The following is a 13083-nucleotide window of genomic DNA, read 5'->3' on the forward strand; positions in this document are numbered from 1 at the left end:
ATGGTGAAGGTCTTTCGCAGCACTGTCCTGGAGGCCCCCGTCGAGGCGGTCTGGGGGGTCTTGCGCGACTTCAACGGTCATGACCGGTGGCATCCGGTGGTGGCGGAAAGCCACGTGGAGCGGGGCCTGCCCTCGGACAAGGTCGGCTGCGTGCGCAACTTCAGGCTTCAGGACGGGTCGAACCTGCGCGAACAGCTGCTGACGCTGTCGGACATGGAGATGACCTTCTCCTATTGCCTGCTCGATACCCCGGTGCCGCTGTTCAACTACGTCGCCCACGTCCGGCTGCTGCCGGTGACCGACACCGACGCGACCTATTGGGAATGGGAAAGCCGGTTCGACACGCCGAAGGGCCGCGAGAGCGAGCTTCACGACATGGTCGCCGACGGGATCTACGTCAGCGGCTTCGACGCCATCGCCGCGCATTTCGAAACGGAGGCCGCATGATCGAGATCGAACGCCTGGACGATGTCGCCCGCGCCCCCGCCCCCGGCCCCGACGTGCGGGTGCTGGCCGGCGGCACCCTGGTCATGCGGGCGCTGAACTACGGCGGCCACGGCATCGGCCGGATCCTGCGCCTGACCGACCCCGCCCTGCGCGAGATCCACAGCGAGGGCGGCGGGGTGCGGATCGGGGCCGCGGCAACCATGGCCGACGTGCTGGCGGCGCCCGATCTGGCCGCGCTGCACCCGGCCGCGCAGGTGGTGGGCGGGCCCGCGATCCGAAACATGGCCACCGTGGGCGGCAACCTCTTCGCGCCGCACCCCTACGGCGATTTCGCCATGGCGCTGCTGGCGGCCAATGCCCAGGTGCATTGGGCCGACGGCCGGGCGGAGCCGATCGAGGCCATGCTGGGTGCGCGGGGCCGCAGCGCGGGCATCGTCGCCGCGGTCACCGTCCCGCGGCTGCAACACTCGGAATTCCGGTTCCGCAAGGTCAGCCGGACCAAGCCCAAGGGCGTGTCGCTGATGTCCATCGCCGCCCATCTGCCACGGGCCGGGGGGCGGCTGGGCGACGTGCGGATCGGCTTTGGCGCCATGGGCGACCGGCCCCTGCGCGCCACCGGCGCCGAGCAGGCCCTGAGCGGCCGGTCGCTCGACCCGGCGGCGATCGACGCGGCCTGCGCCGCCTGCCTCGACGGGCTCGCCCCCGCCGACGACCCGCTGGCGTCCGAATGGTATCGCCGCCAGGTCGCCCCGATCCACCTGCGCCGCCTGCTGGAGGAGGTTCGCTGATGCCCAAGATCCCGGTTCGCTTCACCCTCAATGAGGCCGAGGTCGGCCTGTTCGTGGAGCCCCAGTCCAACCTGCTGGAGGCGCTGCGGCGCGGTGCCGGCGACCTCTCGCCGAAATACGGCTGCGGCCAGGGCACCTGCGGCGCCTGCACCGTGCTGATCGACGGCGAGCCGCACCTGAGCTGCCTGACCCTGGCCGAGGCCGCCGAGGGCCGCCGGATCGAGACCACCGCCGGGCTGGCCCAGGGCTCCTCCCTGCATGCGCTGCAGACCGCCTTCATCGAGGGCTTCGCGGCGCAATGCGGCTATTGCACACCGGGCATGCTGATGGCCGCCAAGGCGCTGCTTGACCGCAACCCCCGCCCCTCGCGCGAGGAGGTCATCGACGCGATCTCGGGCAACCTCTGCCGTTGCACGGGATATGAGCCGATCGTCGATGCGATCCTCGCCGCCACCGAAGGGAGGGCCGCCTGATGTCGAGCGTCGAATTCCGCAAGGAGCTGTTCGCGGACGAGCGCCAGGACGATCTGAAACAGATCGGCCGCCCCGCGATCCGGCAGGACATCCGCGGCCATGTCACCGGCCGGACCGCCTATTACGACGACCACCTGTTCGAGCGTCTGCTGCACATGCGCTGCGCCCGCTCGCCCCACCACCACGCCCGGATCCGGTCCGTCGACACATCCGAGGCCGCGCGGATGCCCGGCGTGCAGCGCATCGTTCTGGCGAAGGATGTGCCCAACAACCTCAACACGCTGCTGTCGCTCATCAATTTCGGCAAGGACGACGAGCCGCTGATCGCCGGCACCAAGGTCAGCTATCGCGGCGAGGCCGTCGCCGCGGTGATCGCCGAGACCGAGTTGCAGGCCCGCCAGGCCGCCGCCGCCATCCGCGTGGACTGGGAGGTCCTGCCCCACGTGCTCGACGTCGAGGAGGCGCTGAAGCCCGACGCGCCCCAGGTCAACGCGGTCTATCCCGACAACACCTTCGACTATGAGCCCTACGACCATGTGAAACTGCGGTTCGGCGATGTCCACAAGGGGTTCGCCGCGGCCGACGAGATCGTCGAGGCCACCTACCAGATGTCGCCCATCGAGCAGGCCCCGATGGAGACCTGCGGCGCCATCGCAGTGCCAGAGACCGCCGACCGGATCCTGTGCCACACCGGCACCCAGGCGCTTTTCTTCTCGCTGGGCACCACGGCCAAGCTGCTCGACATGCCTTCGTCCAGGCTGCACTTCGTCGGCGGCACCGTGGGCGGCGGCTTTGGCGGCAAGGTGGATTCGATCACCGAGCCGATGGCCGTTCTTGGCGCCGTGCTGACCGGGCGGCCGGTCAAGTTCCAGTGGGACCGCGAGGAAGAGATGCAGGTCGGCGCCCCGCGCGGGGCCGAACGCTGGGTGATCCGCGACGGGGTGATGCGCGACGGGCGGATCGTGGCGCGATCCTTCACCGGCTATTTCGACAGCGGCGCCTATACCCGCCTGTCATCATACGCCGGGACCAAGGGTGTGGGCCACCTGCCCGGACCCTATTCGATCCCCAATGTCGCGGCGAACGTGTTCTGCATCTTCACCAACCGGACGCCGGCGACGGCGATGCGGGGATTCGGGATCACCGGCGTCGATTTCGCCATCGAATGCCACATGGACCGGGTGGCGGAGCGTGTGGGGATCGACCCGATCTCGCTGCGGATCCTGAACGCCTACCGCGACGGCGACATGAAGGCCCACCGCCGCACGGCCAAGAACACCGCGCTGGTCGAATGCTGCCAGGTGGTGGCCGACAAGGCCGGCTGGCGCCTCTCCGCCGAGGATCGCGCCGCCTCGTCCCTGACCGGCACGACCGCCGAGCGCCAGGCCATCCCCGAGACCGCGCTGGACGAAGAAGGCCGGATCGGCGAGCGCCGGGCCGGCCGGGTGACCGGCACCGCCCCGACCGAGCGCAGCACAGGCAGGCTGCCGGCCGGGACCCGCGGGCGAGACCACGCGGCGATCCCGGTCCAGCGGCCGGACATGGAGATCCTGTCGGAACGGGTCGGCCACCGGATGCCCGACCCGGCCGAGGCCGGGGGCGCGCCGCCGCTGGCCGCCGCCGCGCCCGCGCGGCCCACGCCCCCCGCGGCAAGCCCGCCCCCGGCCCGGCCAGCCTCGGCAAGCCCGCCCCCGGCCAGCCCGCCACACGCAGCGCCCGCGCCGCCGCCAGCCCCCCCGCGCCAGCCGGAGCCCGCGCAGCCGGCCCACCGGTCCGAGCCAACCGCACCGACCGCGCCGGCCCGGGGCGGGCATGACCCCGCCCCGCCCGCGCAGCCGAAACCCTACGAGCCGGACAAGCCGTTCTCGCGCGGGGTCAACCGGCCCGGCGTCTCGCGCTTTCTGACGGGGAGACGGCGATGACCCTGCATTCCGGACGCGGCTTTGCCTGCATCAACTATCCCATCGGCATGAACCTTGGCGGCGACCCGGCGCAGGCGCTTGTCCATTCCACGCCGGACGGCAAGTTCATGGTCACGCTGTCGGCCATCGACCTGGGCCAGGGGATGAAATCGGTCACCCGCCAGATCGCCGCCGAGGCGCTCGGCGTGCCGATCGACGATGTCTATGTCGACACCGCCGACAGCGACACCGGCCCGCATGACATGGGGTCCTTCGCGTCGCGCGGCACGCACCGGGTCGGCAACGCCGTGATCCGCGCCGCCTCCGAGGCGCGGGCCCACATGATGGAGGCCGCGGCCGAAGAGCTGGAGGTTTCACCCGCCGATCTCGACACCGACGGCGCGGGCAACATCCACGTCAAGGGCGCCCCCACCCGGCGGATCACCGTGGCCGAGACCGCGATTGCCGCGCAGTTCAAGCAGGGCCGGACGCTTTCGGGACGCGGGATCTTCCTGATCGAGCCCTCGGGCGTCGATCCCGACACCGGAGAGATGTCGCCCGTCACCTGCTTTGCCCACGCGGCCCTGATCATCGACCTCACGGTCGATGACGAGACCGGCGAGGTCGAGGTCACCAAGATCAATTCCGCCTACGAGGTCGGCCGCGCCCTCAACAGCCGCCTGGTCGAGCAGCAGCTGATCGGCGGCGCCTGGATGGGGGTGAGCCACGCGCTCTACGAAACGACAGAGCCCTATTATCCCGACCGTCGCGAAGGGCCGCTGGATTTCAACGCCTACCTGATGCCCGGACCCGGAGAAATCGTGCCCCACGACATCGCCATCCTGGAACGCCCCGCGCCCGACGCGCCCTTCGGCGGCAAGGGCCCCGGAGAGATGTGCGCCAACCCGGTCCTGCCGGCCATCGCCAACGCGGTCTACAATGCGGTGGGCGTGCGCATCGACGCGCTGCCGATCACGCCGGAAAAGATCCTGCGCGGCATCCTCGCGCAAGGCGGCGCCCGGCCGCAAGGACAGCGCGGCTGATGGCGATCCGGTCGGACATCGCCGGGATCGGCTCGCCAGAGGACCTGGCCCGTGCCTTGCGCGACGCTCAATACCTGGCCTCGCTCGATCTGGCCACGGCGACCTATCTTGCGCTGGCGCTGGGCAAGCCGCTGCTGCTGGAAGGCGTGCCGGGGGTCGGCAAGACCGAGGCCGCCAAGGCGCTGGGCGGCGTTCTGGGCCGGCAGGTCATCCGGCTGCAATGTTACGAGGGGATCGACAGCGCCGCCGCGCTTTACGAATGGAACTATGCCCGCCAGCTGCTGGCGCTGCGGCAGGCCGAGGGCGGGTCGATCGACCTCTATGCCGACCAGTTCCTGCTCGCCCGGCCCCTGCTGCAGGCCCTGCGCAGCCCCGGAGAGGTCCTGTTGCTGATCGACGAGATCGACCGGGCGGACCAGGAATTCGAGGCCTTCCTGCTGGAATTCCTGTCGGATTTCACCATCTCGATCCCGGAACTGGGCACCGTGCGCGCGGCCTCGCCACCCGTCGTCGTGCTGACCTCGAACCGCACCCGCGACCTGCACGAGGCGCTGCGGCGGCGCTGCGTCTATCACTGGATCGACTATCCCGATGCCGCGCTCGAAGCCGAGATCGTCATGACCCGCGCCCCCCGGGTGGCGCAGGCCACGGCCGAGGCGGTCGTGGCCTCGGTCGCGGCCTTGCGGGCAGAGCCACTGGCCAAGCCCCCCGGCATCGCCGAGACGGTGGAATGGGCCGAGGCGGCGACCCTGCTGAACGCCCAGGGCGCCCGCTGGCCCGAGGCCTTTGCCCGCGCCATCGGCGTGGCTCTCAAGGACCAGGACGACATCGCCTATCTCGCGGGCCGCCTGCCCCAGCTTCTGCCGGGAGAGGCCGCATGACCCCCGCCGCACTCGCCCCGTTCCTGCGGCTGCCGCGGTTGATGCGCAGCCACGGCTTTGCCGTGGCGCCCGACCAGGTCGCGGGATTCATCGCCGCCGTGGGCGCGCTGGGGCCGCGCGACATCGCCCAGGTCCGCCGTGCCGCACTGGCGTTGTTCGCCGTGCCGCCCGAGAGGATGGAGGCGTTCGACATGCTGTTCCGCGCCGTCTTCTACGGCCAGGCCCTGCAGGTCGAGGGCGACGAGGAGGACGACGAGACCGAGGCGGTCGAGCCCACCGACGACACGATGGAGATCGACGCCGAGGAGGCCGACGACCCCGCCGGCGAAGAGGCCACCCGCGCCGAGCGTCTGGCCGCCCGCGATCTCGGGCTGCTGGCCGATCCGCTGACGCAGCTGGCGCGCGAGGCGCCGCGCCGCCTGCCGCGTCGCCTGACCGCCCGGCGGGTGCGCGGCAAGGGCCATGCGCTCGATATGCGGCGGATCCTGCGGCAGGCGGCAAAGTACGACGGCGAGCCGGTCGAGCTGTCGCGCACAAGGCGCAAGCTGCGCCAGCGCAAGCTGCTGGTCCTGCTGGATGTCTCGGGCTCGATGAAGGACCGCTCCGACGCGTTGCTGGGGGTGGCCCATGCCCTGCGCCAGGCCGCCGACCGGGCCGAGATCTTTACCCTCGGCACAAGGCTGACCCGGATCACCGAGGCGCTGTCGCCCGCCGACCGCGCACAGGCGCTGACGCGGGTGGGCCGGGCGGTGGCCGACCTCGACGGCGGCACGCGGATCGGCGAGGCGTTGCAGGCCTTCCTCGCGGTCCCGCGCTATGCCGGTTTCGCCCGGGGGGCGCTGGTCGTGGTGCTGTCGGACGGGCTGGAGCTGGGCGAGCCTGCGCATATGGTCGAGGCGACGCAACGGCTGTCGCGCCTGGCCTGGCGGCTGCATTGGCTGACACCGCTGGCCGCCGATCCCGATTACCGGCCCGTCACGGCCGCGATGCAGGCGATCCTGCCGTCCCTGGACCAGCTGGGCGACGGCAGCACCCCGCGCAGCGTGGCCCATCACATCCTGACACAGGCAACACGATGATCGACGCTCACCATCATATCTGGCGGCAGGCGGACCTGCCCTGGCTGCTCGGCCCCGAACGGCCGCGCATCTTCGGCGCCTACGGCGGGCTGAAGCGCGACTACGCGCTTGAGGAATACCTGGCCGATATCGAGGGCACCGGGATCACCGGCTCGGTCTACGTGCAGGCCAACTGGGCGCCGAACTGGGCGGTGGACGAGGCGCTGTGGGTCCAGGCCGAGGCCGACCGCACCGGCTGGCCCATGGCCATCGTCGCCTATGCCGACATGACCCGCCGCGACGCGGGAAAGACGCTGGACCGGCTGGCCGCCATCCCAGGCGTGCGGGGCATCCGGCAACAGCTCCACTGGCACCGCAAGCCGGCCTATCGCTTTGCCCCCCACGCGGATCTGTGCCGCGACGAGACGGTGCAGGCCAATATCGCGCGGCTCGCGGATTACGGCTGGGCCTTCGATCTGCAGGTCTTCGCGCCGCAGATGGAGGGCGCCGCCGAGCTCGCCCGCGCCTGCCCCGACGTGACCTTCGTGCTGCAGCACGCCGGCATGCTCGAGGACCAGAGCGACGCCGGCCGCAAGGCCTGGACCGCGGGGCTGAAAACGCTCGCCGCGTGTCCGAACGTGACCGCCAAGCTTTCGGCCTTCGGCACCTTCATCCACCGCAACGACCCCGAGCATATCGCCGAGCAGGTGCGCACGACGCTGCGCCTCTTCGGCCCCGAGCGCTGTCTCTTCGGCTCCAACTTTCCGATCGAGAAGCTCTGGACCGATTTCGGCAGCCTCTGGTCGGCGTTCCAGGCGGCGGTGCCCAAGAAACATCACGATGCGATCTTCAGGGACAACGCGGCCCGGATCTACGGCTTGCAGACATAAGGGAGGAACCAAGATGGCCTTGCAAATTCACGTTCTCGACTACGGCGACATCGAGCTGGAAACCTCTTTCCTCGTGCTCGGGCACGAGTGCGGGCGCACCCGCCGGGTGCCGGTCTATGGCTTTCTGATCACCGGCGGCGCCTACCCGGTGCTGGTCGACACCGGCTATCGCGACAATGCGATCATGGAGACGCTGGGGATGCGCGGGTTGCAGTTCCACGACAACATGATCGAGAACCAGCTGGCCAAGCACGGGCTGAAGCTGGGCGACATCCGCTACATCCTGCACACCCACCTGCATATCGACCACGCGGGCAAAGACGACCTCTTCCCGATGAACACCACCGTCTGCCTGAACCGGCGCGAGATGGAGTTCTCGGTTTCGGGGATCATGTATCCGCAATATCCCAAGCCCGACATCAAGCATCTCGTGGACCGGATCTACGAGGACGGCGCGATGCGGTTCCTGGATCTCGAGATCACCGGCGCCGAAGAGATCATCCCCGGCGTCTGGTGCGAGGCGGCGGGGGCGCATACCGAAGGCTCGATGAACGTGGTGGTCGAGACCGCCGAGGGGCTGGCCTGCATCTGCGGCGACGTGATCTACGATTTCAACGACCAGATCGTGAACCATGTCCGCGTCAACAACGCGATGGAGCCGCAGGTGACCGGCAACCATTCCGGCTCCAAGCGGGCCGAGAAGGGGGCGGTGAAGAAACTGCTCAACAACTACCAGTTCCTGCTGCCGATCCACGATCGCCCCGCGAAGATCGAGCATGGCCAGGTTGTCGGTCGCCTGGGTATGCAGGTGCCCGGCCCGATGACCGAGACCCTGCCCGCGCGGCAATGGTTCCCGATGTGACCGGCACGGACTGAAGGCACGGACTGAGGGCACGCACTGACGGCACGGACTGAGGGCACCGACGGCAGGCCGAGGGAGGACAGACATGGCCCATGTGGCGACCGACGACCGCTTTGCGCGGCTGATCGACGAATACGAACCGGTCCGCCAGCTCGGCACCGGGTTCACCTTCACCGAGGGGCCGTTGTGGCACCCGCGGGACGGTGCGCTGATCTTTTCGGACATGCCCGCCGACGTGCGCAGGCGCTACACCCCCGGACAGGGGGTGGCGGAGATCCAGAAGCCCTCGATGATGGGCAACGGCATGACCTACGATGCCGACCTGAACCTGCTGGTCTGCGAACACGCCACCTCGGCGGTCGCGCGGATCGGGCCGCAGGGCGGGCGCGAGCTGCTGGCCAGCCACTTCGAGGGGCGGGAGCTGAACTCGCCCAACGACATCGTCGTGCGCCGGGACGGGGCGGTGTTCTTCACCGATCCCACCTTCGGCCGGATGGCGCATTTCGGCGTGCCGCGACCGACCCAGATGGGCTTCCAGGGGGTCTACATGCTGCCGCCCGGCCATGTGCCGGGGGCCGAGGCGGTGCTGGTCTCGGACCGCTACATGTTCAGCCAGCCCAACGGGCTGTGCTTCAGCCCCTGCGAGCGCTGGATGTGGGTCAACGACACCGAACAGGCCAATATCCGCATGTTCGACGTGGGCCCGGACGGGATGCTGCGCAACGGCCGCATCTTCGCCTCGGGCATCAAGGAAAGCGGCCGGCCCGGCGTGCCCGACGGCATGAAGGCGGACCGGGACGGGAACCTCTATGTCACCGCGCCGGGCGGCATCTGGGTCTATGATTTCCACGGGCTCAAGCTGGGCGAGATCCGCGTGCCGGAACTTGTGGCGAATTTCCACTGGGGCGACCCGGACTGGGGCACGCTCTATATCTGCGCGACCTCCTCGCTCTATTCCGTGCGCACCCGGACTCAGGGCCGGTCGGAGGCGTTCATGACGCCAAGGGCGCAGTCCGCGCAGCGCACCGCGCCGGCCCGGGCGGCGGCGCCGTCGGCATCAGCATCGGCATCGGCATCGGACAAGGGCCTGACCCTGGCCGATCGCATCGAGCGGATAGATCCGGCCCGCACGGCCATGATCCTTCAGGACCTGCAGAACGACGTCATCATCGACGGTGGCGCCTTCGCCGCGTCGGGCTCCCCGAACCATGCCCGCGCCCAGAACGTGGTCGCCAATGTCGCGCGGCTGGCGCAGCTGGCGCGGGCGCGGGGGATCATGGTGCTGCACGCCTGGATGGTGTGCGAGCCGGGCCATCCGTTCCTGTCGCGCAACGCCCCGCTGCTCCGGGGGCTGAAGGATGAGAACGCCCTCGTCCGCGGAACCTGGGGTGTTGCCCCCGCCGCGGGGCTGGAGCCGCAGACCGGCGACCTGGTGGTCGAGAAGATGTCGATGTCGGTCTGGGAGACGTCGCGGCTGGAAAGCTATCTGCGCCACGGCGGCCGGGACACGATCCTCAACTGCGGCGCCTGGACGAACATGAGCGTCGAACACACCGCCCGCACCGCCGCCGACAAGGGGTTCCGCGTGATCGTGGCCGAAGACGCCTGTTCGACGATGAACGCCGACTGGCACCGGGCCTCGATCAACTACGCCATGCAGAACGTGGCCGATGTCACCACCACCGAGGCGGTAGCCGCCGCCCTCTCCGGTTAGGCGCGGGGCCGGCGTCTGCCGGGGCCAGACCCTACAAGGGCCAGACGAGCAGAAGCACCGGCATGCTGACGGCGACCACAATCGCCTCCAACGGCAGGCCAAGCCGCCAGTAATCGCCGAAGCGGAACCCGCCCGGGCCGAGGATCAGCGTGTTGTTCTGGTGCCCGATCGGCGTGAGAAAGGCGCAGGACGCGCCGATCGCGACCGCCATCAGGAAGCTGTCCGGATTGACCCCGAGGGCCGAGGCGATGCCCAGCGCGATCGGACAGAGGACCGCGGCGGTGGCCGCGTTGTTCATCATGTCCGACAGGAACATGGCCGTCACCAGCACGACCGCCAGCGCCGCGACCGGGTTGCCCCGCGCGACCGTGTCGACCAGCAGCCGCGACAGCAGGTCGGCCGTCCCGGTGCTCTGCATCGCCCCGGCGACCGGGATCAGCGCGGCCAGAAGCACGACCACCGGCCAGTCGATCGAGGTATAGACCTGCCGGGGCGGCACCGTCCGGAACAGCATCGACGCCAGCACCCCCAGTGCGAAGGCCGCCGCGGCCGGCAGCAGGCCGAAGGTCGCAAGCCCGATCGCGCCCAGCATGATCCCCCCCGCCACCGCCGCCAGCCGCTTGTCGGGGATCCGCAGGTCGCGCACGCCCAGCGGCACGCAGCCGGTGTCGTTGATGAATTCGGACATGATCTCTGCCGGGCCCTGCAGCATCAGCAGATCGCCCGACTTCAGCTTGAGCTGCCGCAACCGCGAACGTGGCGGATGCCCGTGCCGCGCGACCGCGAGCAGGTTCAGCCCGTAGCGTGTGCGCAGCCGCAGGTCGCTGGCAGAGCGTCCGACGATCGTGGCCCCCGGCAGGACCGCCACCTCTCGCAGCACGATGTCCTCGTCACGCTCCGAGGCGTCGCGGGCCTCGTCATCGCCGGACGTGCCTGTCCCCTCCCGATCCGCGTCCGCCTCCGGGTCGGCGTCGGCGTCGGCGGCGCGGTCCGGGTCCTCCTCTGTGGCGGCGTCGTTCTCCTCCAGCTTGAGATCGAATACCGACAGCGCCTCGGTCAGCCCGTCGACATCGCCCTCGACCGCAAGGATATCCGCGCTGCGGATCCGCCGGCCGCCGTGCGGGGCGGTCAGGCGGACGCTGTTGCGCACCAGCCCCACGATCTGCACCCCGGTGTCCTCGATCTTGGTCTCGAAGGCGCGCAGGGTCAGGCCCACGGCCTTGCTCTTGTCCGGCACCCGGACCTCGGTCAGGTAGGTGCCGGTGTCAAAGCCCTCGCCGGCCGAGGATTTGCGCGCCGGCACCAGGCGCCAGCCGATGACGGCGACGAAGATCACCCCCAGCACCGCGACCGCCACGCCTACGGGGGCAAAGTCGAACATTCCGAAGGGCGCGAGCCCCGCCTCCTCGCGAAAGCCAGAGACGATCAGGTTGGGCGGCGTGCCCACCAGCGTCGTCATCCCGCCGAGGATCGTGCCGAAGGCCAGCGGCATCAGGCTCTGCCCCGGGGTCAGGCCGAGCCGGTCCGAAAGCTGCACCGCGATCGGCATCAACAGCGCCATGGCGCCCACGTTGTTCATGAAGCCCGACATCAGCGCCCCAAGCCCAAGCAGCGCCAGCATGCTGGTCAGCCGGCCCGTCTGGCGCGGCAGGAAGACCCGCGCGAGCCAGTCCACCGCACCGGTGTTCTTCAACCCCTGGCTGAGCACGAGCACGCAGGCCACGGTGATGACCGCCGGATGGCCGAAACCGGCAAAGGCCGCATCGGCGGGCACCAGCCCCGCCACCACGCTGGCCATGAGGGCCGCGAGCGCCACCACGTCGTGGCGGAACCGCCCCCACAGGAACAGCCCCATCATGGCGATCAGGATCGTGCAGATCAGGACTTGGGGCGCGGTCATGGCGGGGGCTTTCGTGATCTGGGTCGGTCAGGGTCGCGCGGGTCCGGGCGGGCGCCTCATCGGCCCGTGGGCGGCGTTACGGCGGCGGGGTCCGGCACCGAGGTCCGTGTTTCCGGACCGCTCAGGCAGGTCCGGGCGGCCTGCCAGACGGCGATGTCGGGCGCACAAAGCGCCTCGACCCGCTCGCGCTGCGCGGGCGTCAGGGTGCGGGCGGTGACGGCCGCGGTGGATGTGCGGGCCCGGTTCTCGTGGCCGATGCGGATCCGAACGCCCAGTTCGCGGCGCAACGCACCGGTGAAGGCCGGCAGGTCGGAGAGGCTGCCGACCACGTCGAACCGCCCGAGCGTGGCCCCCGCCCGCGCGATGGCCTCGCTGCCGGTGATGTCGGCCTCTTTCGGGAGACCGCAGAAATATTCCACATAGGTCGCCCCCAGCCGGCGGGCGCGGTCGGTGTCCAGGAACGCATCGAAGGGCTCTTCGATTCGGGCATGGGCGCCGGGCTTCTCGCGACTCCAATTGTAGTGCGAAACGAAACGGTCGACGGGATCGCGCAGGATCGTCACGAATTTGTAGTCCGTCTCGAATCGTTCCCATGCGATTTCCGAGAACCGCACGTGCAGCGAGATCCCCCGCACCCCCTCGAACATCAGGTAGAGCAGCATCTGCTCTCTGAGGTCGAGCACATCGACCAGCAGCCGCTCCCGGTCGTGGCGGCCGGTGAAGGCCTCGAAGGCGCGAAAGCTCGATTCCGGGATCACGGTCGCCTGGCTCAGCAAATACCGTTTTCTAAGGGCGCGGCCCACCGATGTGCCGCCGCATTTGGGCACGTGATGAAAGACGAAAGGCTGCGGCAGGAGCCGTTCCGTGGCGCGGTGACGCAGCCGTTTCGCGATGTCCACAAGTCCCATCTGATCCTTCATCCCCCATATGAGCCGCCCCGAAGGCGACCGTTCCCCATGCGCCCGCGAATGGCAACCGCGCCGGCGCGGCCCCGGCGCGCCCATTGTTCGCGGAGCCGGACCGCTGTGTTGCCGCCGCGGCGGCGCTTCACGCGCGACAGCACCCGAGGCGGGTGTAGACAGGTCTTGTCGAATTTGAATAAGACCTGTCGTCATGTCCAATACCC

The 13083-nt window shown here is 69.8% G+C and carries 12 protein-coding genes; 10 read left to right on the top strand and 2 right to left on the bottom strand.

Annotated features, from left to right (window positions below; genetic code table 11):
* The 10 genes from ROA7023_RS14705 to ROA7023_RS14750 all read left to right on the top strand — a co-directional run bounded on the left by ROA7023_RS14705 (position 1) and on the right by ROA7023_RS14750 (position 10057).
* A complete protein-coding gene (locus tag ROA7023_RS14705) occupies positions 1–447 on the top strand; it encodes an SRPBCC family protein (RefSeq protein ID WP_085879796.1) in 447 nt (148 codons plus the stop codon).
* Positions 444–1235 carry an FAD binding domain-containing protein gene (locus ROA7023_RS14710; RefSeq protein WP_085879797.1) on the top strand — a complete coding sequence of 264 codons (792 nt, stop codon included), beginning with the start codon at positions 444–446 and terminating at the stop codon, positions 1233–1235. Before ROA7023_RS14705 ends, ROA7023_RS14710 begins: the two co-directional genes overlap by 4 nt.
* On the top strand, positions 1235–1708 hold the full coding sequence (locus tag ROA7023_RS14715; RefSeq protein ID WP_085879798.1) for a (2Fe-2S)-binding protein: 474 nt from the start codon (positions 1235–1237) through the stop codon (positions 1706–1708). Before ROA7023_RS14710 ends, ROA7023_RS14715 begins: the two co-directional genes overlap by 1 nt.
* On the top strand, positions 1708–3630 hold the full coding sequence (locus ROA7023_RS14720; RefSeq protein WP_085879799.1) for a xanthine dehydrogenase family protein molybdopterin-binding subunit: 1923 nt from the start codon (positions 1708–1710) through the stop codon (positions 3628–3630). The genes ROA7023_RS14715 and ROA7023_RS14720 overlap by 1 nt, the downstream gene beginning before the upstream one ends.
* Entirely contained in the window at positions 3627–4652 is a 1026-nt protein-coding gene (locus ROA7023_RS14725) for a xanthine dehydrogenase family protein molybdopterin-binding subunit (protein WP_085879800.1), read from the top strand. Before ROA7023_RS14720 ends, ROA7023_RS14725 begins: the two co-directional genes overlap by 4 nt.
* Positions 4652–5533 carry an AAA family ATPase gene (locus ROA7023_RS14730; RefSeq protein WP_085879801.1) on the top strand — a complete coding sequence of 294 codons (882 nt, stop codon included), beginning with the start codon at positions 4652–4654 and terminating at the stop codon, positions 5531–5533. The genes ROA7023_RS14725 and ROA7023_RS14730 overlap by 1 nt, the downstream gene beginning before the upstream one ends.
* A complete protein-coding gene (locus tag ROA7023_RS14735; RefSeq protein ID WP_085879802.1) occupies positions 5530–6612 on the top strand; it encodes a vWA domain-containing protein in 1083 nt (360 codons plus the stop codon). The genes ROA7023_RS14730 and ROA7023_RS14735 overlap by 4 nt, the downstream gene beginning before the upstream one ends.
* Positions 6609–7481, top strand: a complete 873-nt coding sequence (locus ROA7023_RS14740; protein WP_085879803.1) for an amidohydrolase family protein — start codon at positions 6609–6611, stop codon at positions 7479–7481. The genes ROA7023_RS14735 and ROA7023_RS14740 overlap by 4 nt, the downstream gene beginning before the upstream one ends.
* 13 nt (positions 7482–7494) lie before the next feature.
* The gene (locus ROA7023_RS14745) at positions 7495–8343 is read left to right on the top strand and encodes an N-acyl homoserine lactonase family protein (RefSeq protein ID WP_085879804.1); all 849 of its coding nucleotides are present in this window, start codon (positions 7495–7497) and stop codon (positions 8341–8343) included.
* Positions 8344–8428: 85 nt separating this feature from the next.
* Positions 8429–10057, top strand: a complete 1629-nt coding sequence (locus ROA7023_RS14750) for an isochorismatase family protein (protein ID WP_085879805.1) — start codon at positions 8429–8431, stop codon at positions 10055–10057.
* Positions 10058–10088: 31 nt separating this feature from the next.
* On the opposite strand, the gene ROA7023_RS14755 is transcribed toward ROA7023_RS14750, so the two are convergent.
* On the bottom strand, positions 10089–11957 hold the full coding sequence (locus tag ROA7023_RS14755) for an SLC13 family permease (protein WP_085879806.1): 1869 nt from the start codon (positions 11955–11957) through the stop codon (positions 10089–10091).
* 56 nt (positions 11958–12013) lie between these two features.
* The gene (locus ROA7023_RS14760) at positions 12014–12865 is read right to left on the bottom strand and encodes a sulfotransferase family 2 domain-containing protein (RefSeq protein ID WP_159458533.1); all 852 of its coding nucleotides are present in this window, start codon (positions 12863–12865) and stop codon (positions 12014–12016) included.
* Positions 12866–13083: the final 218 nt, after the last annotated feature.

The sequence above is a fragment of the Roseisalinus antarcticus genome (assembly GCF_900172355.1).
In the GTDB taxonomy this organism is placed as follows: domain Bacteria; phylum Pseudomonadota; class Alphaproteobacteria; order Rhodobacterales; family Rhodobacteraceae; genus Oceanicola; species Oceanicola antarcticus_A.